Annotated in this window: 20 protein-coding genes; 9 read left to right on the top strand and 11 right to left on the bottom strand. The window is 49.8% G+C overall.

The window, feature by feature from the left end:
- Nucleotides 1-159 precede the first annotated feature (159 nt).
- Complete coding sequence (locus HY774_28420) at nt 160-726, top strand: hypothetical protein (protein ID MBI4752434.1); 567 nt, start codon at nt 160-162, stop codon at nt 724-726.
- Between the two features lie 68 nt (nt 727-794).
- Here the strand turns inward: HY774_28420 and HY774_28415 are convergent, their stop codons facing one another.
- Nucleotides 795-1,175, bottom strand: a complete 381-nt coding sequence (locus tag HY774_28415) for a MerR family transcriptional regulator (protein MBI4752433.1) — start codon at nt 1,173-1,175, stop codon at nt 795-797.
- Nucleotides 1,175-2,743 (bottom strand): choline dehydrogenase, encoded by a 1,569-nt coding sequence (locus HY774_28410; GenBank protein MBI4752432.1) that lies wholly within the window; start codon nt 2,741-2,743, stop codon nt 1,175-1,177. Before HY774_28410 ends, HY774_28415 begins: the two co-directional genes overlap by 1 nt.
- Nucleotides 2,744-3,290: 547 nt before the next feature.
- Between HY774_28410 and HY774_28405 the strand changes: the two genes are divergently transcribed.
- The 3 genes from HY774_28405 to HY774_28395 all read left to right on the top strand — a co-directional run bounded on the left by HY774_28405 (nt 3,291) and on the right by HY774_28395 (nt 4,918).
- Nucleotides 3,291-3,665 (top strand): hypothetical protein, encoded by a 375-nt coding sequence (locus HY774_28405; protein ID MBI4752431.1) that lies wholly within the window; start codon nt 3,291-3,293, stop codon nt 3,663-3,665.
- Nucleotides 3,666-3,890: 225 nt separating this feature from the next.
- Nucleotides 3,891-4,532 (top strand): PD40 domain-containing protein, encoded by a 642-nt coding sequence (locus HY774_28400; protein MBI4752430.1) that lies wholly within the window; start codon nt 3,891-3,893, stop codon nt 4,530-4,532.
- The gene (locus HY774_28395) at nt 4,526-4,918 is read left to right on the top strand and encodes a PD40 domain-containing protein (protein ID MBI4752429.1); all 393 of its coding nucleotides are present in this window, start codon (nt 4,526-4,528) and stop codon (nt 4,916-4,918) included. Before HY774_28400 ends, HY774_28395 begins: the two co-directional genes overlap by 7 nt.
- On the opposite strand, the gene HY774_28390 is transcribed toward HY774_28395, so the two are convergent.
- The 3 genes from HY774_28390 to HY774_28380 all read right to left on the bottom strand — a co-directional run bounded on the left by HY774_28390 (nt 4,891) and on the right by HY774_28380 (nt 7,029).
- Nucleotides 4,891-5,394, bottom strand: a complete 504-nt coding sequence (locus tag HY774_28390) for an Rrf2 family transcriptional regulator (GenBank protein MBI4752428.1) — start codon at nt 5,392-5,394, stop codon at nt 4,891-4,893. The genes HY774_28395 and HY774_28390 overlap by 28 nt on opposite strands.
- A 33-nt stretch (nt 5,395-5,427) precedes the next feature.
- Nucleotides 5,428-6,399, bottom strand: a complete 972-nt coding sequence (locus HY774_28385; GenBank protein MBI4752427.1) for a 2Fe-2S iron-sulfur cluster binding domain-containing protein — start codon at nt 6,397-6,399, stop codon at nt 5,428-5,430.
- Between the two features lie 264 nt (nt 6,400-6,663).
- On the bottom strand, nt 6,664-7,029 hold the full coding sequence (locus HY774_28380) for a group 1 truncated hemoglobin (GenBank protein MBI4752426.1): 366 nt from the start codon (nt 7,027-7,029) through the stop codon (nt 6,664-6,666).
- A 241-nt stretch (nt 7,030-7,270) separates the two neighbouring features.
- On the opposite strand from HY774_28380, the gene HY774_28375 reads away from it, so the two are divergent.
- The gene (locus HY774_28375) at nt 7,271-7,723 is read left to right on the top strand and encodes a YjbQ family protein (GenBank protein ID MBI4752425.1); all 453 of its coding nucleotides are present in this window, start codon (nt 7,271-7,273) and stop codon (nt 7,721-7,723) included.
- 183 nt (nt 7,724-7,906) lie between these two features.
- Here HY774_28375 and aceK read toward each other — a convergent pair whose 3' ends face one another.
- From aceK to HY774_28355, 4 genes are all read right to left on the bottom strand, one after another.
- Entirely contained in the window at nt 7,907-9,619 is a 1,713-nt protein-coding gene (gene aceK, locus HY774_28370) for a bifunctional isocitrate dehydrogenase kinase/phosphatase (protein ID MBI4752424.1), read from the bottom strand.
- 91 nt (nt 9,620-9,710) lie between these two features.
- Nucleotides 9,711-11,024 carry a tetratricopeptide repeat protein gene (locus HY774_28365; protein ID MBI4752423.1) on the bottom strand — a complete coding sequence of 438 codons (1,314 nt, stop codon included), beginning with the start codon at nt 11,022-11,024 and terminating at the stop codon, nt 9,711-9,713.
- Between the two features lie 17 nt (nt 11,025-11,041).
- Complete coding sequence (locus HY774_28360) at nt 11,042-12,274, bottom strand: hypothetical protein (protein MBI4752422.1); 1,233 nt, start codon at nt 12,272-12,274, stop codon at nt 11,042-11,044.
- A gap of 294 nt (nt 12,275-12,568) precedes the next feature.
- Complete coding sequence (locus HY774_28355; GenBank protein MBI4752421.1) at nt 12,569-13,363, bottom strand: SDR family oxidoreductase; 795 nt, start codon at nt 13,361-13,363, stop codon at nt 12,569-12,571.
- Nucleotides 13,364-13,953: 590 nt separating this feature from the next.
- On the opposite strand from HY774_28355, the gene HY774_28350 reads away from it, so the two are divergent.
- The 3 genes from HY774_28350 to HY774_28340 all read left to right on the top strand — a co-directional run bounded on the left by HY774_28350 (nt 13,954) and on the right by HY774_28340 (nt 20,290).
- The gene (locus tag HY774_28350) at nt 13,954-14,439 is read left to right on the top strand and encodes a hypothetical protein (protein ID MBI4752420.1); all 486 of its coding nucleotides are present in this window, start codon (nt 13,954-13,956) and stop codon (nt 14,437-14,439) included.
- 134 nt (nt 14,440-14,573) lie between these two features.
- A complete protein-coding gene (locus HY774_28345) occupies nt 14,574-18,230 on the top strand; it encodes a response regulator (GenBank protein MBI4752419.1) in 3,657 nt (1,218 codons plus the stop codon).
- 239 nt (nt 18,231-18,469) lie between these two features.
- Nucleotides 18,470-20,290 (top strand): IPT/TIG domain-containing protein, encoded by a 1,821-nt coding sequence (locus HY774_28340; GenBank protein ID MBI4752418.1) that lies wholly within the window; start codon nt 18,470-18,472, stop codon nt 20,288-20,290.
- Nucleotides 20,291-20,384: 94 nt separating this feature from the next.
- Here HY774_28340 and HY774_28335 read toward each other — a convergent pair whose 3' ends face one another.
- Nucleotides 20,385-21,602, bottom strand: a complete 1,218-nt coding sequence (locus HY774_28335; GenBank protein MBI4752417.1) for an MFS transporter — start codon at nt 21,600-21,602, stop codon at nt 20,385-20,387.
- Nucleotides 21,599-22,597, bottom strand: a complete 999-nt coding sequence (locus HY774_28330) for a YafY family transcriptional regulator (GenBank protein MBI4752416.1) — start codon at nt 22,595-22,597, stop codon at nt 21,599-21,601. Before HY774_28330 ends, HY774_28335 begins: the two co-directional genes overlap by 4 nt.
- A gap of 508 nt (nt 22,598-23,105) precedes the next feature.
- Here HY774_28330 and HY774_28325 point away from each other — a divergent pair.
- A complete protein-coding gene (locus HY774_28325) occupies nt 23,106-23,426 on the top strand; it encodes an SDR family NAD(P)-dependent oxidoreductase (protein MBI4752415.1) in 321 nt (106 codons plus the stop codon).
- Nucleotides 23,427-23,543 lie beyond the last annotated feature (117 nt).

The raw sequence follows: 23,543 nt of genomic DNA, 5'->3' as shown, positions 1-23,543 counted from the left end.
TCACTGCCATTCCGGCCAGATATACTGCTTCCCGGCCTTGATCATTTGGAAATTTGAGTATTGTTTTTTTCATATCTTCCCATTTTTCCTGATCGGGCCTTCTTTTGTCACCTCACTTTCTCAATTGGTAAAACACGAGTTGGTTTGATCGGAGGCATTATGTATGCCAATCGAGCCAGAACCCTGGATCGAATGTTTTCTGGGGACCGGGTGCTGGTCTGGTGGCGCTATGCTCCGGACGAATGGCATCGCTTCGCTGAGACTGAGTTTCAAATTGCCAAATCTGAAAAAGTACCGTTGTTTATTCTGACGGTCGTGATCTCGATCATCATCGGCGGGATCTTTTTCATTGCAGATCCAAAGGCCGGCGGCATTGTTTTTCTGGGCTTGATGGGTTTGATGGCATTTATTGGGTTGCTTGTGCTGGTTCTGCCCCGGCTCCGGTATGCCAAAAACCAGGAAACCATTGGCGAAACCATCATTTCAATGGATGGTGTTTATATCAATGGTGACTTTCACTCCTGGAATTTTTTCAGTGCCAGCATTGACTCAGTCAGAGTTCTGGATGCAGATCCGCTGTTGCTTGAGTTTACCTACTCGTTTGTCACTCGAACTGGACGCCAGGAAGAAAACGTCCGCGTCCCAATCCCCCGCGGGCAGGAGGCTGTGGCTGGTCGAGTGGTGGAGTTTTTCTGTTCAGCAAAAAGTTCCGAGTATCGTCTTTAGACGAGAGATTCTTTCTTCCGTTCCGCCTGGCACTCCTCACGCCTGAAGGCGTTACTCTGAGCTTTTTCTTATTTTCCAAACTCTTTGCGGATGATTTTCTTTATCTGGGAGATAGTGAATTGGTCAGTATCACGGAGCTGTTTGATCCGTCGGGCAATTTCCACGGCCTGGCAATCAAATCGGAGATTGCCCTGCTCATCACTAGCCGGCTTCAATTCCTGAAATTCCTGCTCCCAATATCGGATCACGTGTGGTTCAACCCCAGTCAGTTCGGCAAATTCAGAAATTGATAAAGAATCCGGCCTGAGTGAAAGCACGTCCGGTGTGCGTTTCCCCGCCACCGCGGCTTTCAAAAACAAATCAGTTGAGGGAGGAAGCAGGCCGGGTGTTTCATCCAGCCTCCCCCCGTGAATGAGTTGAAATGGGTGTTTGGGTTTGCCGTGTTTCATCAGTTTGCCGAGCGAAGGGAACTGGCCGCCATTTCAGCCAGGGCAATCACGACCGCGTTTGGATGGCCGCTGAAAATGGTTGGAATGACCGACGCATCAATCACGCGCAGGTTTTCAATGCCTCGGACGCGAAACGTGGGGTCAACTACGGCCATCGAGTCAGTTCCCGCTTTGCAAGTGCCGATTGGGTGATAGCAGGTCTCCAGGGCTGAGCGGGCGAATTCCAATACGGCGGCATCGCGGGTCCGGTCAGGGCCAGGCCAGACTTCCTTGCCACGAAACGGGTCAAATGCTTTGGCCTGAGCCAGATGGCGGGCGATTTTGACCGCTTCGATAAAGAATTGCTGGTCTGCCGGGTCGGAAAGGTAGTAGGGCTGAATTGAGGGTGGTGCTTCCGGGCTAGCCGAACGAAGGTACAATTTCCCCTGGCTCAAAGGGCGCTGGTGAACAATCGCGAAGGAAAATCCATGACCCTTTGGATTGGAAAACCCATGGTTCATATAAAAGGTTGGCCCAAACATATATTCGAAATCCGGTCCACGCAGGTTAGACCGGGTTTTGAAAAAGCCTCCACCTTCGCCGATGTTCGAAGTGAGCATCCCCTTGTGGAACAGTAAATATTGCAAGACATTGCCGATTGATTCGGCGCCGGCGAGCGAAACCGGCTTTTTGCATTCATAGGTGACGGCCAGCAACAGGTGATCCTGTAAATTCTGGCCGACACCCGGCAGGTCAAGCACGACTGGAATATTAAATTCCCGCAAATGACTGGCTGGTCCAACCCCTGAAATCATGAGCGTTTGCGGTGAATTGATTGACCCGCCGCACAGCAGGATTTCCCGGTTGACACGAACCTGCTCGGTTTTGCCCTGACGCAGGTATTCGACACCGACGGCCTGGGTTCCTTCAAAGAGAATGCGTTTTACCAGACAATTGGTCCACACCGTCAGATTGGGACGTTTCAAAATCGGTGTCAGATAGCCAGTGGCCGCGCTACAGCGTTTGCCATTTTTTTGAGTGACTTGAAAAACGCCAACTCCTTCCTGACTGGCGCCGTTGAAATCAGAACTTCTGGTCATTCCGACTTCAACACCGGCTTCGACAAAGGCTTTGGTTAACGGATTGACGGTTCGCAGGTCGGCGACGTTGAGCGGGCCACCGACGCCGTGGAATTCAGAGGCGCCACGTTCCTGGTTTTCCGATTTTTTATACCAGGAGAGCATGGTGGTATAGCCCCAGCCGTTTAACCCAAGCTCCTGCCAGTGATCGTGGTCAACCCGGTTGGCCCGGCTATAAATCATGGCGTTGATGGCACTAGAGCCGCCGAGAACTTTGCCACGCGGCCAGTATAACTGACGGTTATTTAATTCAGGCTGTGGGTCGGTCAAGTACGCCCAGTCAGCCGGGCTGTGAAAGATTTTTGAAAACGCTGCTGGAATATGAATTTCGCGTTGTTTATCTGGGCCACCTGCTTCAATAAGTAACACACGCAGGGTAGAATCTTCAGTCAGACGGTGGGCCAGCACACAACCAGCGGACCCGCCTCCAACAATGATGAAATCAAACATTGAACGCCTCTTTTGGATTATTATGGATGTCCTTTGGGGTGCGAACTCCGCATTGTCCACCGAAGGTTGCTTGTCGTAAAGTGTTTTTTTTTCTGGGAACTGAAAGGCTATTTGGAAATTGAGTGATTGAACTCGCGAAGCGGGTGGAGCGATTGTCGCCCCTCCGCGCGATAAATTTGAAAATTTTGTGGACTGACTGGCCAGGCTCCGAAAAAAAAAGTTGACTTCGGTTCAAATTTTTCTGCTATAGTCCTTCTTTCATAAATCTCTCAAAAAATCCACGACAACTGAAAACGCAAAAGTTTCGGCAAAACTGATTCAGGCTTGCCAACAAACTCGTTAGTATCAGACTACGCTCCGCTTTGGTTGCTGCACCAAAAGCCCATTGTCTCCACGTGTTGAGAGGCCAGGGAAGTTTTCCTGTCGCCCAGGGGTTGGATGTTACGTCGGAGGCACCCTTCAACCGGGTACCAGGGGGAAATCAACCGTCACACTGTGAATGGTGTGGCACGAGCGAAATTTTATCTTTTTTTGAAAGGAACTACCTATGTCTCAAGCTGCGATTCGTGAAGCCAATGCTCCATCATCGCATCACCGGAATCGACAAAATTCCTCACATCGCAATTCAGAGTATGCCGAAAGCAAAGTCTCTCGACTGCATACTGCGCGGGCGGTGGAACAATTCTTGTGTGAACAATATCGCCTGGTCACTCAATACCGCCGTGAGCGGCACGAGTTGCTGCGGGAAATCCGGTATCTGAACACTGAGTTGCAATTGCACAACAATAAACAAGTCCAGGATCGAGTGAACGCCTTGATTGAACGGTGGAAGAACTCAACCCGATTGATTACGGTCGCCCGGCAATTGTTACTGTATGTATTGGAAACCCGAAAATTACCTGAACCGGAAACCGATCTGTAACTGTGATTTGGCCAGGCCCCTTCGATTACGCGTTGTGTCTCACCCATGGTTTGACCGGGAGGCCGTTGCCGCCGCCTCCCTTCGGGTTCCCCCCTTCCATCGTCCATATCGTTTTTCATTTGCCGACCAGGCCGCTACTCCAGGCGGAGTCCTTTCGGCCAGATTGAGCTTTTGTGTATGGCTCGCTGGGCGGTAGAGATCTGCCGCTTTATAGGAAGTTTTCCAATGCGTGCCCTCATTGTGTGTCTGGTGGGGATTGTCTGGTTTTGTGCGCCTCCGTCTTTCTCTCAGGGTGCTGGTGGTCAAAAAAACGGTCATTTCAGGCCCGAATCTCAGTCAGGGCGGGTGATTTCCGGGCTCAACCAGGCCGGAGTTCACAATTCACTTTCTGATATCAGCCGGGACGGAAAGACGCTTTTTATTACCTACTCGGCGCCTGATTTCAGTTCGACGACGCTGGTTTCCTCGCAACTGATCGGAGGAAAGTGGTCACCACCCTTGCCGGTTTTGTTTTCTGACCAGAAATCTGATCTCAGTGCGTCACTCAACCCGGCGCAGGATCGGATGTTTTTTACCTCTCAGCGACCAATTCCCGGAAAGAAAAACAGCGATCCCTGGAATCTGTGGGTTGCCCAACGGAAAGTGAACGGCTGGAATGCCCCCAACCCCGTGGATGAACCGGTGAACTCAGGCCAGTTGGAATGCTGTGTCAGTGCCAAAGCTGCCGGAAAACTCTACTTTTCGTCAAATCGTGATGGCTCCTGGGACATTTATTGCGCTGAACTCAAGGGGGATTCAGTGGGGAAGGTGGTCAAATTAGCGGGCGATCTCAATAAGTACCTTACCGAAAATTTCCAGACATTTTAACCACGAAACACACGAACTACACGAAAAGAATCAAACACTTACCAAACCCAATATCTCAGGAAACTTATGACAAGGTACTTACCAAATTTGATGAATGGCCAAGTTATGTTGACCCTCGGGAACGATTTATTCTGCTGAGTTCAACCCGGCCTGGCGGGTTTGGTGGGGATGATCTCTACGTTGCCGTCAGGGAAAACGGCCACTGGTCAGCCGCCCAAAATTTAGGCCCCCTGGTCAATTCCTTTGGATTTGAAGACAGTGCCGTCATCAGCCCTGACCGAATGACACTGTTTTATTCCAGTCGGAGTTACCATACATTGAGCCAGATGTATCAAATACGAATTGCCGTTTTACCACCTCAGATTTCGTCACTCCTGGCGGGTTGACGTTTTTTGGCTGAGGTGCGGGGTCTTTTTTCCGTGAGCGTGCCAATTTGTAAAACAGCCTTGAGGTTTTGGGGCGAACCTTTGACCAGATCAGCCAGCGTGAAACTATCCAGCACCACCAAAAAGGCACTATTGGCTTTTTTGAGTACGCCTTTCAGCCCGCAAACGGAAATGATCGGGCAGGTGTTGTCAACTTCATTAAAGCATTCAACCAGGTGAAAATCCGGCTCCGTGAGCCGAACGACTTCCCCAATGGTAATCGAGTCAGCCGGGCGAGCCAGCTTAACCCCGCCGGTCCGGCCTGGGTGATTTTCGATAAAATTGCACTTGCTCAGGTGCAGAACCACCCGGACGAGGTGATTCTTCGAAATTCCATATACCTCGCTGATTTCTTTGGTTGTGACCAGCCGCTCTGGATGGAGCGCCAGATACAACAGCACTCGAATTGAATAATCGGTTCGATAGGTCAAATGCACGATCAGAGGTCTCCTCTGAAAAGATGAACGCCTTCAGGTGGGGCTACTTGGAACAAAGGCATCAGCGTAAATATCGCGCAACGAGAGGCCCGCGAGAAAGAACTTTTTCCGTAATCGGTTGACAATATCCGGATCCCCGCACAAAAACGCCCGCATTGACTTCAATTGTGGGAATTGTGACATCACGATGGTGTCGAGCGAACCAGTCAAAACCGGATACTCAAGCTGTTCATCTTCGTGTAAAAGGGTCGGTTGGTATTGAAACTGTGGGAATCGTGCCGCCAGTTCGCGAAGTTGATTGACCAGATACAATCCTTTGCCGGTTAACGCCCCGTGAAACAACCAGATTGGTCCTTTGTGGTTTTGGGTCAGTGCATCGCGGGCGATGCCATACAATGGCGCCAGCCCGGTTCCGGTTCCAACCAGGAGCAACGGTTGCTCGGGACGGTCCGGAAGATAAAAACAGGTTCCAAACGGACCCCGAAAGGTGAGGGGCGTCCCTGGTTGGGCTTCGTCGAGCAACCAGGAACTCATTTGGCCATTTGGAATGATTCGCACGTGAAGTTCAATCATTGATTCCCGCGGCAAACTGGCAATTGAGTAACTTCGGGCCAATCCATCGGGGCGAATGAGTGTCAGATATTGCCCGGACTGGTACGAAAAGGGTGAGTTGGATTGAAGAAGCACTTTGAGCACCGTCTCAGACAACAGCTCCTTTCCGACCAGGGTTGCCTGAAACGTGAGATCTTCGGCGCCGCAAACCGTCACATTGTCAGCCGGCTTCCATTTACAGGCCATAAAATACCCTTGAAGTTTGAGCGTATCGCGCAACCCCGCCTGGGCTTCGGCGGAAGGCGTGCCCTGGGCGGCTTTCATCAGGCACGACTGGCACACGCCGGTCCGACAGGAATACGACACTGACTGGCCTTCACGAAGCAGGCAATCGAGGACCGTTTCATTTGCTTCAAGTGAAAATGAATGATCTTTGTATGAAATTGTTGGCATAGGTGAATTTGATTGTGATGAGTGCGCTCGTTCAAGATGGCGGCAAAATTGTTTCAATTTCTGGAAGCTACTTCTAAAATAAAAATATTGACAACCTTAATTCTTTCAACTGTTTAGAATCATAAATTTGATTGAGACTTCGAACGATTAAAATTACAATCAGAAGAAGCAAAAAGAAACAAACAGTTGGGTTCCAGTTTCAGACAATTGGAACCCAACTGGCGGACCGCTCACAAATGGGGAGGGATCCGGGGGGCATACATTCTAACGGGACAGCACGTCGGCCCGGGTGGATTCGGCAATTGCGGCAACCTGGTTGATCAATTCCTGGCTTACGCCCAGTTCGGTCAGGGTGGCGCCAAGGTTTTCCACCACGGCGTCAAAGTGCGTGTCATTCAACCCGCGTTCGACCAGATGCGCATGACCTTTGCGCATATCAAGCCCGGAATAATTATGTGGCCCGCCAAACGCCATCGTTAAGAAAGCTTTTTGTTTGGCGATTTGGTGATCCATATCAACCCCATCAAAAAAGTGGGAAATCCGATCATCCACTAACACTTTCCGGTAAAACAATTCAACCGCGGCATCAACTGCGGCCTGACCACCTAATTCCTGATACAAATTTGACATTAATCCATACCTCAGTTTGAAAAAGTATAAAATTGCGGCAAATCAAAAGTTGCATTTAGAATACATATTTTTTGGCACGAGTCAACTATTTAAAATTGTATTCTAAATACATCTTTTCGACTTGAAGAAATCGCCACCACCCCAACCAGTCAGGGAAGCAAAGGCACGATGAGGGTTTCATTCTGAGCTGTTGACCGGCATAATTTCCGGAAATTCCACCTCCAAAGGAACGCATCCACCTATGACCGACTGGCTACAACGCGAAATTGTGCTTTCCCCCAAACCGCGCGGGTTTCATCTGATTACCAGGGAGATTCTCCGGCAAATCCCAGAATTTGAAACCTTTACCATTGGACTGGCCCACATCTTCATGTGCCACACTTCGGCGTCGCTCACGATCAATGAAAATGCCTCGCCGGATGTCCTGCGAGATTTTGAAAGCCATTTCAATGTGATGGTTCCCGAAAACGCCCGTTATTACCGGCACACCGACGAAGGCCCAGATGACATGCCGGCACATTTAAAAGCTTCAATTTTGGGCAGCAGTGTGACGGTGCCCATTACCCGTGGCCGATTCAATCTTGGAACGTGGCAAGGAATTTACCTCTGTGAGCACCGCAACAACGGCGGTTCCCGCCGCCTTGTGGTCACGCTTCAGGGACAACGCGGGGAAGGTGACTTTTTGACAAGGTGACTTTTTGACAAGGTGACAAGGTGACTTTTTGACAAAGATGCTGATTTGTCACCTTGTCCCCTGTCCCCCTGTCATTCTGTCCCCCTGTCCCCCTGTCATTCTGTCACCCAGTCACCTTGTCACCCAGTCACTCTGTCACCCAGTCACCTTGTCACCCAGTCACTTTGTCACCTTGTCATTCTGTCACCTTGTCAGGCTTTTATCCGGCAGGTAAGGCAAGATTCGAATGACTTCGCCAGCCCGCAACCGATCCTGGATGGACTTCCAGAATTTGACTTGAAACAGGTCTCCGTGGAGTTGAAGAAAGACTTCGCGTTGCTTTCCGGTCAACTGCAGGAAGTTTTGAAATTCTTCAGGGAAGATGTCATTTTCTCCGACGCTAAACCAGGGGTCAGACGAAATATCATCTTCATAGGACCGACCACGCGGAATCTTTCGAAAGATACAGTCGGTCAAAAGGCACAATTCGTCATAATCATAAAAAACCACCCGTCCGTGGCGAGTGACGCCAAAGTTTTTGAGCAGAATATCGCCAGGGAAGATATTGGTTGAGATCAAATCTTTAATTGAATTGCCGTAATCAATCACGGCAGCCTCGGCCTGGGCTGGTTTGGCTTCCCGCAAAAATACATTCAGGGGGGTGACCCGGCGTTCCAGAAAAACATGTTTGATGATGACCCAATCGCCTTCGATTTTGACGGTTTGGCCAGCGACGTTGAGGAGTTCGTCCAGTAATTCCTCCGAAAAGCGACGGCGCTCCAGTTCAAGAAATTCATATTCCTGGGCGTCAATCAGTCGCCCGGCGCGGTCGTGTTTTGAAACAAGCTGGTATTTGGAAATGACTTCCTGGCGAGTGGCAGTTTTCGGATAGGTAAACTGATCTTTAATGATCTTAAATACCAGATCGTAATGCGGCAGGGTAAAGACAATCATCACCATGCCTCGTTCACCGCGGGCAATTTCAAAATTTTCCTTGCTATGCGCCAGATGGTGGAGCAAATCCCGATAGAGCACGGTTTTCCCATGCTTATTGTAGCCAATGGCGTTATAGAGTTCGGCTTTGGGTTTGCGCGGCAAAATTGATTTGAGAAATGCCACCAGATCATGCGGGCGATCCACTTCGACGTGAAAATACGACCGGGTAAAGCTAAAGATCATGCTGATGTCATTTTCTTCAAAGAGCACGGCATCAACTACCACACCCGTCGGAGTATTGATCAGGACCAGCACCAGCGGCACCAGATTGGCGCCACAGCGGAGCCTTCCGACCAGATAGGCTTCCTGACCGCGATAAAATACGGCGGATACGACTTCGGCTTGTTCAACATAGGGCCAGGCGTGAATTTCTTCGAGATGTCGTTCCAACTGATTTGAGACCAGTTGCGCGTCCCGGTGAAGGTTTTCAAACGGCGTGGCAAAGGGAACATCCCTCAAAATCAACTCGACGAGTTGTGTTCGATTCGGATGAAACGGATAACGGCGATACACCGAATGTTTCGCAAGGTTTGGAGGAATGGAATAATCAGTATCAACAAACTCGATTCTTGGATTCACCCCGACCGTGGCAAAAATCCGCCGGGTGATGGAGTTAAAGTAAGTTTCTGCCTGTTCCCAGTCATCACGACAGATAATCAACTGCGAATACAGGCTTTTCATTTCTTCCCAGGTTTTGATGGTTTCAAGATCGTTGCTTAAAACTGCCCGGACATTGGCCACGACCTGATCCACCGTGGCTTTATACAGGTTCAGGCGTTCAACGGCATCGTTTTGCATCCCGAGCCAGTCGCGGTGCTCAAAACGTGTCTGGGCACGGATCGTGATGGCATGAAATGTATGCTGATAGGTTTCGAAACCTGCGAAAATGGCCTGGGCCGCAGTGTGTGCTTGGGAACTCATGGTGGGCTGGTTAAAAGCTGAAGTTGCTGAAGATGTCGGGGCAAGTGTGAGGTGCAAAGTAGGGTATTTTCTGATTTTGCTCAACTGGATTCTACCGGGCGCCAGCGACTTTCTCTTCCAGCCGTTTGGCCTCTTCCATATGACCAAGGTCACGGAGCAAATCAGCATAGTTTCTCATCAATACCACTGTATAAGGATGATCTTCCCCCAACGTCGCCTTCCAAATGTTTAATCCTTGCTCATAGAAGTTTCTCGCCGTTTCAAATTCTCCCTGGGCTGAATGAAGAACCGCCAGGTTGTTCAGAATCTGACCTGTTGCTGGATGCTGTTTTCCGAAGACTTTTTCACGAATAGTCAGGGCTTCGTCAAGGTAGGCAATTGCTTCCGAAAACCGCATTTGATTATAAGCCCAGGCGCCAAGGTAACTTAAACTTCTGGCTGTTGTCGGGTGGTTATCGCCAAATGACTTTCTGCAAATCACCAGTGCTCTGTCCAGCAAGTCACGGGCGGCTTGAAATTTCTTCTGTGAATTGTACAAAGCGGAGAGCGCCTGCAAGGAGTTTACAATTGTTGCCGGATCGAATTGGGCACTCAGTTCCACGGCCTGGTTCAGCATTTTTTCAGCTTCAATGAAAGACCCATTCAATCCATACATACCCGCCAGGGTGGTCAGCCCGATCACAGTTTTTTGATGGTTGAGCCCAAGGTGTGATTCATACATCGTGAGTGATTGTTCCAACAACGGCAAACTTTCTTTGTATCGTCCTAGAAAATACAGCGCCGAAGCCTGTTTCTGTAATGTATCAGCGAGAAACACCTGATCCGGCTTTTCCTGCTGACTGTATTCGTCATAAAGCTCTTGAGACAAATGAAGTTTCTGTTCAGCTTCCTCACGATTTCTGAAGCCACTCAGGTCATCAAGTGGCATCAGTGGGATTTCAATCTCGGAGATTGGAGACTGAGTTGTGATGTCCCAGGTTCCGCTGCTCCAGGAAAAAAAATCAGGTGCGTGAAGTCCGATTTCCCGGAGACCATATTCCCGAACGCAAAACAGGACCGCGTGCGGGACTTCGGTCAGCCGTTCCCGCTGGAGGTTGACATAGCCGGCCAGCCGGGGCAGTGCGTTTTCGGCATCGTAAAAAATGACACAGGCGCGGGGCGGGGCGGGAACTTCAAACAGCAATTTGATCGGGTCGTCTTGTTCAGGCGACAATCTGAATTCCCAAACCGGAATCTTCACGTGTTCACGAAGCAAAGTCAGCGCGGTTTCCCGTTCCGAAGTTCTTTGATAGCGAATAAAGGCCAGAATGTGGACGGTGGTATGTTCGATCAGGATTTCCAGTCCGCGAAGTGCTTCGGCAATTTCAGCCTGAAATGATGAGCGCGTGGAACTGGAAATTGACATCAGAATGTCTCCGAAATTCAGGGAAGCAGTGTTTTGACAATGGCATTGACATCATACCACACCGTATCGTTGCGATATTCCAGCACGCTCAGATTATGGAGTAACGCTTGATGAGCCCCATCATTTTTAATCCGCCGGGTCGTTTTAATCTCTGATAAGAGGTCAAGTTGCTCGGTTGTCAGCAAGGTTTGGTAATCCCGGCACTTTGCCCCGACGGCAAGCCTTACCTGATCAATCTGAATTCTGGTTTTCCCTTGAACCAGAGCGTCAAGACAGGCCCGGCGACCAAGCGCCAGTAATTCACGGGGAAGGCCGCTACTTGACTGAACCAGTTCGTCAAGCGCTTCATCGTCAAAGAGTTGAGAATCAACACGCCGGGTGATCATTTCCCGGAGCTGGGCCCGTCCGGTGGTATCAGGAGTTCCATCAAACTGATCCAGTTTCAGGTTTGGAAAGATGAAGGTGTTTGAGAAGTTTGATCCCACCTGCATAAAATCGTTATCGTGTCTCAGGGCAGTCGGAAACGTGTAAATGACCCTGACCTGGGGTGAGAGCAGCGACGAGGCATACTCGTAAAACAGCTTTTTGGCAACACCAAGATCTGTTTTATCAAGATCTTCCACGATGATGACCGTTCGGCGGTGGGTGGTTCGCTCAATTTCACGCACCAGTAAATCAATGTTTTCCAATAAATCGGAGATGCGATGACTCAGCGTTTCACGAACGGTCAAGCGGGTACTATCTTCAACCCGTAATTTGGTTGATAATTTGGCGGCATACAAACTGATTTCAAAGCCCGGTTCAACTTGTTTTGCAATTCCCATTTGAAATTCAGTTGAAATGCTCTTTGTAAAATTCAAGATGTTTGTCAGCACGGCCTGGCTGATCGGCATGTTCTGACCAGTCACTTTCTCAAACAATTGCAGGCCAATGGAAAGCAAGACATCCACGTAGGTTAAATCAAACAAATTCAAAATACTTTTGACTGAATAGTTGACCGGGAAAAAGAAAGGCTCGGTTGATTGGAGCAACTCTACGGCGAGCTTCGCAAGTTCAGTACTTTTTCCGCTTCCTCGATGACCGGTAAAGAGAAACTTTTCCTGAGCTTGAGATTGGGAAATCAAAACTTTCACATATTTGCTCGGGCTGGCGGAACGTGAGACAAAAAATTCGTCGAGTTCTTCCTTCGTACTGAGCACATGGTCAGGGTTCAAAAGGTTTAATGCTGCGTGCAACGTCGTGGCTTTCATAGACTGAACAGGGTGTCTTCGGCTGCGAAAATAGTGAAGGAATTGAGATAATACCATTTTGGAATGAAGTGATCGTATTAGAAAACCGTCAAGTAATTCAATCAATTGAAGTTAGTGAACTACTGACTACGACCTACTGACTACAAACTGGTATAAGCCGGCAGGATAGTCCAACTCGGACAAGAGTGCAACTTGATCAAAATCAGATATTTGAGAGAATTTCGTGAAAAGTTGGCCGAACCTGATGGGGTAAGCAACGGGCTGTCTTTCATCCTTCAGGTTCAGCCTGTTTGGTTAAATCACACTTCGCACGCACCCGCCGTCCACGCGCAGGGCCGCACCGTTGGTGGCTGACGAAAGTTCGCTGGCCACATAGGTCACCAGGTTGGCGACTTCTTCGACAGTGGCAAAGCGCTTCAAGAGCGACGAAGGCCGAACCGTTTCAAAAAATTGCTTTTCAAGCGTTTCCAGCGAGATACCTTGATGGAGCGTCATACTTTGCAGGAATTCTTCAACGCCTTCCGACCGGGTTGGTCCCGGCAGGACTGAATTGACGGTGACGCCGGTTCCCGCCGTCGTTTCGGCCAGTCCACGGGCAACCGCCAGTTGTGCGGTTTTGGTCATGCCGTAATGGATCATCTCGGCGGGGATGTTGACGCCCGATTCGCTCGAAATAAAGATGAGCCGCCCCCAGTTCCGGGCCAGCATTCCCGGCAGGTAGGCCCGACTCAACCGCACACCACTCAACACATTGACCTCAAAAAAGCGTTGCCAGTCGGCATCTGGAATTTCCAGGAAGGGTTTCGGTTCAAAAATCCCCAGGTTGTTGACCAGAATGTCAATTTCCGGGTGTTTGGACACACAGGTCTGGACGCCTTCGGCGGTTGACAGGTCCACCGCCAGTCCAACCAGTTTGGCCGTCGGGAGCTCTGCCAGAAGTGTATCAATGGCCGTTGCAACCCGCGCGACTGTTCGACCGTTGACAATCACCGTGGCGCCTTCCTGAGCCAGCGACCGCGCAATCGCGAGTCCAATTCCAGCCGTTGAACCACTGACCAGGGCAGTCTTATTGGAGAGTTTGAAATCCATCGGTTTTTCCTTTCATCAATTGAAAAGTTCGAGCTTTGGATCCTAGCCTAGCTAACTTTCCCGTTCATCCCAACTTTGAATTCCGGTACCAATAACTATCCAATCGGATAGTTCAGTCTATCCAATTGATTAAATTTCGACAGAGTCCTGATTTGAATGCAGAAATCTGGAATAGCTCAGGTTATCCAATGGAAAAAATTGATATGAAAGGGGTTATGCAGGGTCAGGTTGGCTTTTTCAACCAGTTATTCCCTTTGGGTTGGAAATGGAACACCAGTTGCAGATAAAGCTGGACGGTCTTCCTGCGGTCACCTGGCCAACCGGCCATCAGGTTTGATGAAAGGATTTTACCAGCTATGTTTCATCGGGCGTTTTCAACTGAAATGGGTCGCAATCTAAAGACTGACTTTTCGGCGACACAAAAAAGACCAAATGATTCAAAAAATTTATTTTCAGTGGCGGGTCCTGATTCCAACCAACCTCTTGGAAGGCCCATACCTGTTCGGGTGCCATCGGTGAACGATGAAAAAGAGTTTGACCTGAATTTTTTATATGAGGAAGCAGCAGAAATTATCAACTTGACACAAGACGTGGCTCAACAAGCAAGGAATGCACTTGACCAGCAACGCCATCGAGACCTTAATGCAATTCGCCATCATGCTGAACTCTTCAAACAGTTTAATGTCAACTGCCGTGCTGTTCGGGAGTTTATCGCCCAGTTAATCCAGGAATCCGAACAATTTCAGTGCACAGTTGGATATCTGGACGAACGGTACCAATTTTGGGTCCGGTTTACTCTGTCCTTTGGTGACGGTGCCTATGCCCGACGATTTCCGATTTATGTGCTCTATCAACGGGAGCCACAATTTGCCACACTGGTCAAAATTGACCTGTATGAGATTGGAAAAACCCACCAGACCCGAATTGGACATATGGAACAACTCAATATTGGCTGGCTTGAAAGTCGTTTTGGGTATTTTGTGACCATGCCCCGGAGTGTTTCTGAGCGCCAGCACGTGGTTAAATGGCTCAAACACGCCTTTACCCGTATCTTTCCGGCGGCGTATCAGGAGTAAATCTTCTTTTCAGAATTCTTCATACTTGTGTGCTTCTGCTATGATGGGGATTCACTCGGTTCCTTTCCCTTCAAATCCAGTACCCCTCATCAAACCTTCTGGGTTTAGTCTGTCTTCCTTCCGGCAAAAACCTCATGCAGATGGCGCACTGTGTTCCGGATTATTTTTCTCCCATCAGGCGAGTTCTAGGATGGGTTATCCTGGTATGTGCCGTCTTGCTGCCCTGGTTTTCAACGCCGGTGACAGCCCTCAACCCTCGTAAAGCCATCACCCAGTACATTCATCGCACCTGGTCCAAGGATCAAGGACTCCCTTCAAATGCCATTTTGTCCTTGCTCCAAACCCGAGACCATTACCTCTGGATTGGCACTTATGACGGGCTGGTTCGGTTTGATGGCGCTTCGTTTACAGTGTTTAACAAGACCAACACTCCGCAGATGAAAAACAATGGGATTTGGGCCCTGGCCGAAGATGCCGAGGGAACACTCTGGATTGGCACCAATGGCGGTGGACTGATGGCCTACCGGGCTGGGGAGTGGCGAACCTACGATACCAACCAGGGCTTGCTGTCTCAGATTGTGACGACCCTGCAGACTGATGCGACCGGAAACCTCTGGATCGGAACCCGGTTAGGGGTTCAATGCCTGTCACGAAAAGGCACTCTTCGTCTGGAAACGATTGTCACCAGCGACGGCCAGCCGTTTGGGAGTATCTATAAAATCGTGACCGCGCCGGATGGTACGGTTTTCATTGCCTCTGACTCTGGTTTGCATCGGGTTACTCCTGGTGCGGCCAAACTCGTTGGCGAACGAATCAACTGGGTGGCTGGAATGGTGCGTGCGCTGGCTTTTGACCATACCGGAACGCTCTGGATTGGCCACACGGGCGGGACTCTGATGCGGGTCAGCGGTGAACAACGCGAAGTGATCAAGCTCTCGGATCGTCCGTTTCACAGCACCATCACCGCGATCTGCGAAGATTTCGATGGGAACCTCTGGCTCGCCACTGACGGGCTGGGTGTGGCCCGCTATCACGATGGGCAGTTGTCCTTTTTTTCAACCACGGATGGGCTCACGGATAATTCAATCCAATCAATGGTGGTGGATCAGGAGGGCAATTTGTGGATCGGAGCCTATCGCGCCGGGTTAAACTGCCTGCATGACGGAAAATTTTGGCTGTACACACCGAAAGAAGGGTTACTGGATGAAACCGTCTGGCAAATTTATCCCGACTCGGGGGTTGGTGTGTGGATTTGCACCCAGAATGGTTTGAATCTGTGGCGTGATGGTCACCTGACTCCGTTTCCAATGGGTGAAAAGGACCAGGGGGCGATTGTCCGATGTGTGGCCCGTGATCGAAAAGGCCGGTTGTGGGTTGGAACCAATGAAACCGGGTTATTTGAAGTGAAAATCAGAGGTGACAAAGCTGAGTATCTTCCGTTTTCAGCCCATCCTTTGCCAAATCGAAAGATTCGCGCGCTGTGTGCCGACACCTTGGGCAATTTGTGGATTGGAACTTCAAACGGCTTGTGTTGTCTGAGTGATCAGGGATGGCGGGTGTATACCACCAATGATGGGCTCTCAGTCGGTTCGATTATGGCCATTGAAGCCGACCCAAATGGCGGACTCTGGATTGCCACCAACGGCGGTGGTGTCAATTACTTTTCAAATGGAACTTTCAAATCCTACACCAGCCGCACGGGCCTGCCGAGTGATGTGGTGTTTTCCACCTTTATCGAGCCGCCCGGTACAGTTTGGATTACCACCAATAACGGACTGGTGCGATTGAAAAACAATCAGCTCGACATTTTGGGGGCGAAACATGGGTTGTGGGGCGAAAATTATTATGCCATTCAGCCAGATAGCCTTGGAAATTTCTGGATTGGGGGAAACAGCGGGATTTTTTCCGTTTCAAGTCAAGAGTTAAACGAGGTTGCCGATCACCAGCGAGATCGGGTTTCAATCAAACAGTATGGCAAGGCTGACGGCATGCCCAATGAAGAATGCACGGGTTCCGGGCAAGGGTGCCAAACGGCTGATGGCCGGCTTTGGTTTCCGACCCTGGGTGGGGTGGTGGTGGTTGATCCATTGAACGTGCCGATCAATCAGCTCCAACCTGAAGTCCACCTGGAGGCGATTTTGGCCAGTGGAAAACCAGTTTCACTCCAGTTACCTATCAACCTTTCGTTTCAGGAAAACACGCTCGAAATCAAGTACACCGCCTTGAGCTTTGTGGCTCCGGAAAAGGTGCAATTTCGAGTTCAACTGGTTGGGTTTGACCCACAATTGATTGATCCTGGCAATCGCCGGACGGCCTATTACACTAATCTTCCGTCGGGGCACTATACCTTCCGAGTTCTGGCTTCAAACAATGATGGAGTTTGGAATGAAACTGGGGCAACCCTCAAGCTGAGTATTGCCACACCTTACTGGCGGACCTGGTGGGCCTTGATTGGCTACGTTCTGGCCTTGATTGGAATGATTGGTTTGGTGGTCCAATGGCGAGTTCGAGCCTTACATCAGCAAAATTTGATCCTGGAGAACCGAATTGCTGAGCGGACGGGTGAACTTTCCGAAACCGTTAAACACTTGCAATCCTCTGAGCAAAAAGCACTTGAAGCCAGCCAGGCAAAAAGCGCGTTTCTGGCCAATATGAGCCACGAAATTCGAACCCCCATGAATGGCGTGCTCGGAATGGCGTCGCTTCTGCTCAAAAGTGGGGTGACCAACGAACAAAAAGAATATGCCGAGACCATCAAAATCTCAGCCGAAGCGCTGATCACCGTAATCAACGACATATTGGATATTTCCAAAATCGAAGCTGGTAAGCTCAAACTGGATGTGGTTGATTTTGAGCTGCGCCCGCTGCTGGAAGAGGTCATTCGGTTGTTTCAACCAGTGGCAACCAAAAAGGAGATTGACCTGACGCTGGAGGTCGCCCCCGAAGTTCCAAATTGGCTCAAAGGGGATCCCGTCCGGTTACGGCAGATTTTGAATAATCTGGTCGGAAATGCGGTGAAGTTTACTGAACAGGGAAGCGTAACCCTTTCAGTTCAACTTGAAGAATATTCCGGCGGAGATAAGTATTTGCTCCTGTTTGAGATTGATGATACGGGGATTGGAATTACCCCTGAGGCGCAAATCCACCTGTTTGAAAAGTTTTATCAGGCTGATACTTCGATTACCCGGCAGTATGGCGGCACCGGCCTTGGACTTGCCATTTCAAAACAACTGGTTGAACTGATGCAGGGTGAAATCAGTCTGGTCAGTGAGGCCGGTAGAGGAACGAATTTTACCTTTTCAGCACGGTTTCAAGCCGGTGCCATTCCAATCACTCACCTCCGGAGTGAATTCCCACCCCAGCCCAAACCCATCGGAATCACCTCGCTCATTGAAAAGGTCCTGGTGGTGGAAGACAACCGCCTGAATCAAAAAGTGATTGTGAGTCTCCTGAAAAAGCTCGGAATTGAAGCCGATGTTGCGAATAATGGCCAGGAAGCCCTCGACGCAATTCAGCATGATTCATACCAGTTGATATTTATGGACTGTCAAATGCCTGTGATGGATGGCTTTACCGCTACCCGTGAAATCCGGCGCAAAGAAACCGGTTCCCAGCACCTTCCGATTATTGCCGTCACCGCCAATGCCATGCCCGAAGACGAGCAAGCCTGTTATGAAGCCGGAATGGATGGCGTGATTACCAAACCGTTTACGCCGGAGAAATTGAAAGACGCGGTGGATGCCTGGTCGCAAATGGTAAGAGCGAGTAGCGAGGTAGCGAATAGCGAGTAGTCAGAACAAGCGAGCCATAGAGAGGCAATTCACTTTTGGTTATTCCCATTTGAAATCATCCCTGCATTTCAAGGTTGGTGACTGTACCGCTTTATTTGGCTGGCTCAGACAAATTTCTTCTAAAAAATTGGTGTAATGGAATCTGGTTTTCTTCACTGCTGGTTGAACAAAATCAAAACGTGTTCAAGTAGTACAATTTTCAAGTCAAGAACTCCACCACAGTTTCAAGGAGAAACAGTATGAATAGAGTTTATAGCTCTCAGCCCTCACTAATGCGAATTTTCGCACTTATAATGGCAGTTTCAGGTTTAGCCACTGTCCACTTTTTCGAATCAGTTTCAGCTTCGAGGAACATCCTCAACGCAGCTTCTCAATCCCAATCACTTACCGACCCCAGCACCTTATCGAGTACATTAGGAGACTTGGCTACGCAAAATTTGGGATCCAATAAACTGGTTGTGTCACCAATGGCCTTGCAGCATATTTCCACGGTTAGCACCTGCCGGCTTGTTTGGGCAACGACAGTTATCCCATCCACAAATCATTTTACTAACCGGGTATATTCGGTCGATACTGGCGCAAATGGAGGAAGTGTCACAGTTATAGACGGAAACACCATGACTCTTCTGTCAGTGATACCTCTCGGAAATGGATCCCATCCGATTGATATTATCTCAAACGGTGATGCGGCTAACCCCAAAGTGTATGTTACTGGAGGAGCCGGAGGAGTCGCAAAAATCTTTATTATTGATTGTCTTACCAACCAGCTTGTGCGAACGGTCAATTTTCCAGGATACATTTTTTATGGATTTGTCAGCGGAACGGGTACTGGAACATATGTAGTGGGCAGCGAGAGGGTATATCGGTTGAATATCCCACCCCAGCCAAGTAATCCAGATAATGGAACAATTGAGGATACTCTTCCCAGATCACCAATCCCATATCCTGCCGATTTAAGAGAAGCAAAGTGGGGAACGATGTACCAGGGGAAAATTTATCTCTCCACACGGGTCTTTGGTCAGGGGAAAATTGTTGTTATTGATGCAGATGGGGTGATGAGAAAAGAAGGGATTAATGTTGGAGTAGGCTCATATCGCCCAGGCAAACCGATCATTGTTCCAGAAACTCAAAAAATGTACGTTGGTACTGAGGAAGGCACTGATAACCGGATTCACATCATTAATTTAGTTACAGATGCGGTGCTTAACTCAATTCCATTTGGAGGGCAACCTGCGGTCGGAGCAGATACCTCGGCGGGTGTTAATAAAGTCTATGTAATCAGCCATGAGACCAGTCAGCTTTGGACACTTCGATCATCCGACGACATGATCATATCTGGGCCTCATTCGATTCCCACCGCTAACAATCCATTGTGCCCTACTTTTTCTTCTGGCCCAAGAGAAATTGCCGTTAATCCGGCCAGTAAGTCTGTCTATGTTGCCAATACAAACAATTTGAGTATGGCAATTTTCCGCGATGCACCTCATACCGTGACACAATTCTATCCCTGTGCTTCAACAACCGGGAAGACAATTACGATTTATGGATCAGGATTTGTTGATGAGTACACACAAGTGTATTTCGGCAGTGGACGGCTGATTCCTGCGACAAGTGTTATGGTTGTCAATTCAACTACCCTTGAGGTTGTTGTGCCCCCTTCAGGGTCTGGAGCTGGGAACATCAATGGATATTTGACGATTCGGGTAAATGGCCTTGATGTAACAACCCAAAACCTTCCTCAGAGCGCACCAGATCCTGGTAATTCAACTGCTGTTTTCCCAGAATTTGTATTATGGGGGGATGCTACTGGAGATGGAATGTTTCAATCAAGTGACGTTACCCTATGTCGTGCTTTCTCATTATTTCAAGTCACCCCAACCCCACGTCAATTGTTGTCAGTTGATGTTACACCAGCAAATCCTAATAATTGCAGTCGTGGCAATGGAGGAAATATTAGTAGTGCCGACTTTGCGTTGGTACGGGCGGTGTCTCTTTTTCAGGCGGATTTTGCCTGTTCAGGATTTCCTGATGGTACATGCGGCTGTGAAATGATCAAGTAGCTTCTGATAGAGTTTTTTGGGGTATCTGATCAACCTTCGGCGTTCAGATCTGAAAATATCTGAACGCTGATTCCTTTTCCTTTGATGTGTCGGGTTAAATGCGCTCCTTCACCTCTTCGGTGCTTCCCGCCATTGAGAAGATAGCGGCGGCCAGTAGTCCAACCACCAGACAGGTACCCCAGAGGGTGGTTGCTCCGGCCCGATCCAGGAGTTCGGTTCCGGCCCAGGGCGCTAACATGAAGGCCAGGCTGAAGGCCAGGTTGTAAAAGCCCATATATTCGCCGCGTCGGTGGGCTGGTGCCAGATCGGCAACATAGGCCACCATCGAGGGAAACAGAATCATTTCCCCAAAGGTCCAGATCACAACGGTGGCCACAACCCCCAGCGTTCCGTTGACAAAGGCGAGTGAACCAAACCCAAGACCACAGAGCACACCTCCAAGCACCAGTGACTGGCGATGCGACCAGTTGGCCATGGCTGAATTGAGCGGAAGTTCAACAAAAACAATGATTAACGTGTTGACAGTAAACAGGAAGCCATAGGTTGATTCAGCGAGTTTTAAATCCCGAACCAGAAACAACGGCATGGCTGCTTCATGTTGAAAAAACACAGCCCCCAGCAAAAACGCGCCAATACAAAACACAACCAGGCGGGTATCCTTCAGGATGCTCCCATTTTCGGCTGGCGACAGGGAGTACTGGCTGGCGAGGGTGATATGGTGACGGGAGTGGTGGTCAAGAGGACGAGTCTTGAACCAGACGATCAGCAGCAGAATTCCAGCCAGGATTGAAGTCAACCCATCAATCCAAAAAATGGAAGAGAATGAAATCAGGACCAGCACGCCGCCCACAGCGGGACCGATGCTCATTCCCAGGTTCACGGCCAACCGGATGAGTGCCACCGCCGGTTTGCGTAAATCAGGGCCAACCAGGTCGCTGATGTTGGCCATTGATGCCGGGCGAAAGGTTTCAGACGCCACGGCCCAGGTCAGGGTGAGCGCCAGAATGGCCCAGTATTGGGAAAGCAAGGGAAAGATCAGCAACAGGCATCCGGAGGTAATGAGCGAAGTGATCAGCACGGTCATCGGTCCCAGGCGGTCACTTAATCTGCCGGCCAGTGGTGAAGCCACCACTGACCCAATGCCATACACGGTAATCGCAAATCCGGCGCTCCGGGCGGAGAACCCCAGCCCTTTGGTGAGGTAAATGACCAGAAAGGGGAGCACCATTGTGCCAGCCCGGTTAATGAGGATCGCCAGGCTTTGGATCCAGATTTCACGGGGCATGCGCTTCAAATCATTTAAAACAGTCATGAATTGGTCTCGATTTCTTGATTATTGGGACTGATAACGGAATATAACTCAATTGTTTCTTTGGCTCGACCCACAATCCGCTCACGTAACGTCACAGGTTCAATCACTTCTAATCCAGCCCCAAACCCAAGTGCATACTGCAACGCCCCTTCTTCCACATCAAATCGCACCTCAATCACTGTCCATCCATCCGTATCAGGCTCAGCGGCGACTTCAACTTTGGCAAACCGTCCCCCATATCGAACCCAGGGAAGTGCAGCTTTTGAAACCCTGGCTTTCATGACATACCCTGACAGTTTTTGCTGAAAAGCTGCCGCCGAAGATTTCCAAAACCGGGCCAGATCAAAATCAAGCGGGCGTTCAAACAACTCATCATTGATCCAAACAGACGAAACGCGGGAAACCCGAAAGGATCGAACCTCACCTTCCGGAACGGCTGCCACCAGATACCAGACACTTCCTTTGACAACAAGCCCCAGCGGATGCACCGTTCGTTCGATGGTGGTTTCATCGCCTCGCCGATAGGTCAGGAACAGGGTGCGTTCCTGCCAGACCGCCTGTTGGAGACTTTTCAGATATGGGATAGCTTCCTCCTGACGATTCCAGCCACTTTCATCAATGAAGACCCGCTCCTGAACGCGTTCGGCAATCGTTTGCATCGTCAACGGAAGCGCGGCCAGCAGTTTCAGTGCTGCCGATGTTGAAGACCGTTCAAACCCAAGGTCAGACAGGTATTTGGCCGGTGGGTTGACAAACAGAGCCTGGACTTCGCTCTGGTTGAGCCCGGTCAAAGTTGTGCGATAGTTTTCCATCAATCGCCAGCCGCCGGTTTGACCACGTTCGGCCACAACCGGAATGCCAGCCGTTGAAAGGGCTTCCATATCGCGCAGGATTGTCCGTTCCGACACCTCCAGCCGGTGTGACAGGTCACGAGCGGTCAACTGATGATGTTTTTGAAGCAATAACACAATGGCGACCAGTCGGTCTGCCCGCATATTGAACCTCCCGTTGAATTGTAGAAATGACAAGGTGACAGGGTGACAAGGTGACAAAATGACAGGGTGACACAAGGTGACAAGATGACAGGGTGACAAGATGACAGGGTGACAAAATGACAGGGTGACACAAGGTGACAAGATGACAGGGTGACAAGGTGACAAGGTGACAAGGTGACAGGGGGACAGGGCATATACGCCAGGATAAGGGTTTTAGGCCCGAAGGGTCGTCGTTCAATAGCCGTGGTGCGAAGCCCACGGTTCCGGCCAGGACGAAACCCAGTCCCGATAAGATCGTCGTTCGGTGCCCACGGAAAGGATTCAGTTTCTCTTATCCTGGCGCTTATGGGGGGACAGGGTGACAAGTGACAGGCGTGGATACTGGTCGCGAAATTCAGCCCCAAGCCCTCAGCCCCGGTATTTTCAGCCCTAATATGACACAAGATGTCAGGAATGGCAGGGTACAGTGTGATTTCAATATTGCCAATTTGTTTTTGGGAGAACTTGCATGAACGAACTTTCAAATCAGGTCGCTTTGGTAACCGGGGCCAGTCGTGGCGCCGGAAGAGGAATTGCGGCTGTTTTAGGCGAAGCCGGGGCCACGGTATATGTCACCGGGCGAAGCCGACGGGGACTGGGCACAACCGAAAATTTACCCGGCACCATCGAGGAAACGGCTGACTTGGTCACCGCCCGCGGTGGCAAAGGAATTGCCGTTTATTGTGACCATTCCAGCGAAGAGGATATCCGCCATCTGATTGACCACATCGAAGCCGAAAGCGGTCGGCTGGATGTGCTGGTCAATAATAAAGGTTATTACGATTTATGATATACTGATCCTTCTTTAAAAAGGAGGCTCAAAGATGGGAAACTTAAGATACAGCGAAATCAAGAAGAACCCAATCAAGGTATTGGATTGGACAAGCTTACTGCCGGAGGAATTTGA

The organism is Acidobacteriota bacterium (assembly GCA_016208495.1).
Classification (GTDB): domain Bacteria; phylum Acidobacteriota; class Blastocatellia; order Chloracidobacteriales; family Chloracidobacteriaceae; genus JACQXX01.
The sequence above is the reverse complement of the archived record's forward strand: the minus strand, read 5'-3'. Positions and strand labels throughout refer to the sequence as shown.

Coding starts and splice junctions, on each gene's coding strand:
- HY774_28420 (MBI4752434.1), top strand. CDS start 160: ATGTATGCCAATCGAGCCAGAACCCTGGATCGAATGTTTTCTGGGGAC.
- HY774_28415 (MBI4752433.1), bottom strand. CDS start 1,175: ATGAAACACGGCAAACCCAAACACCCATTTCAACTCATTCACGGGGGG.
- HY774_28410 (MBI4752432.1), bottom strand. CDS start 2,743: ATGTTTGATTTCATCATTGTTGGAGGCGGGTCCGCTGGTTGTGTGCTG.
- HY774_28405 (MBI4752431.1), top strand. CDS start 3,291: ATGTCTCAAGCTGCGATTCGTGAAGCCAATGCTCCATCATCGCATCAC.
- HY774_28400 (MBI4752430.1), top strand. CDS start 3,891: ATGCGTGCCCTCATTGTGTGTCTGGTGGGGATTGTCTGGTTTTGTGCG.
- HY774_28385 (MBI4752427.1), bottom strand. CDS start 6,399: ATGCCAACAATTTCATACAAAGATCATTCATTTTCACTTGAAGCAAAT.
- HY774_28380 (MBI4752426.1), bottom strand. CDS start 7,029: ATGTCAAATTTGTATCAGGAATTAGGTGGTCAGGCCGCAGTTGATGCC.
- HY774_28375 (MBI4752425.1), top strand. CDS start 7,271: ATGACCGACTGGCTACAACGCGAAATTGTGCTTTCCCCCAAACCGCGC.
- aceK (MBI4752424.1), bottom strand. CDS start 9,619: ATGAGTTCCCAAGCACACACTGCGGCCCAGGCCATTTTCGCAGGTTTC.
- HY774_28365 (MBI4752423.1), bottom strand. CDS start 11,024: ATGTCAATTTCCAGTTCCACGCGCTCATCATTTCAGGCTGAAATTGCC.
- HY774_28360 (MBI4752422.1), bottom strand. CDS start 12,274: ATGAAAGCCACGACGTTGCACGCAGCATTAAACCTTTTGAACCCTGAC.
- HY774_28355 (MBI4752421.1), bottom strand. CDS start 13,363: ATGGATTTCAAACTCTCCAATAAGACTGCCCTGGTCAGTGGTTCAACG.
- HY774_28345 (MBI4752419.1), top strand. CDS start 14,574: ATGCAGATGGCGCACTGTGTTCCGGATTATTTTTCTCCCATCAGGCGA.
- HY774_28340 (MBI4752418.1), top strand. CDS start 18,470: ATGAATAGAGTTTATAGCTCTCAGCCCTCACTAATGCGAATTTTCGCA.
- HY774_28335 (MBI4752417.1), bottom strand. CDS start 21,602: ATGACTGTTTTAAATGATTTGAAGCGCATGCCCCGTGAAATCTGGATC.
- HY774_28330 (MBI4752416.1), bottom strand. CDS start 22,597: ATGCGGGCAGACCGACTGGTCGCCATTGTGTTATTGCTTCAAAAACAT.
- HY774_28325 (MBI4752415.1), top strand. CDS start 23,106: ATGAACGAACTTTCAAATCAGGTCGCTTTGGTAACCGGGGCCAGTCGT.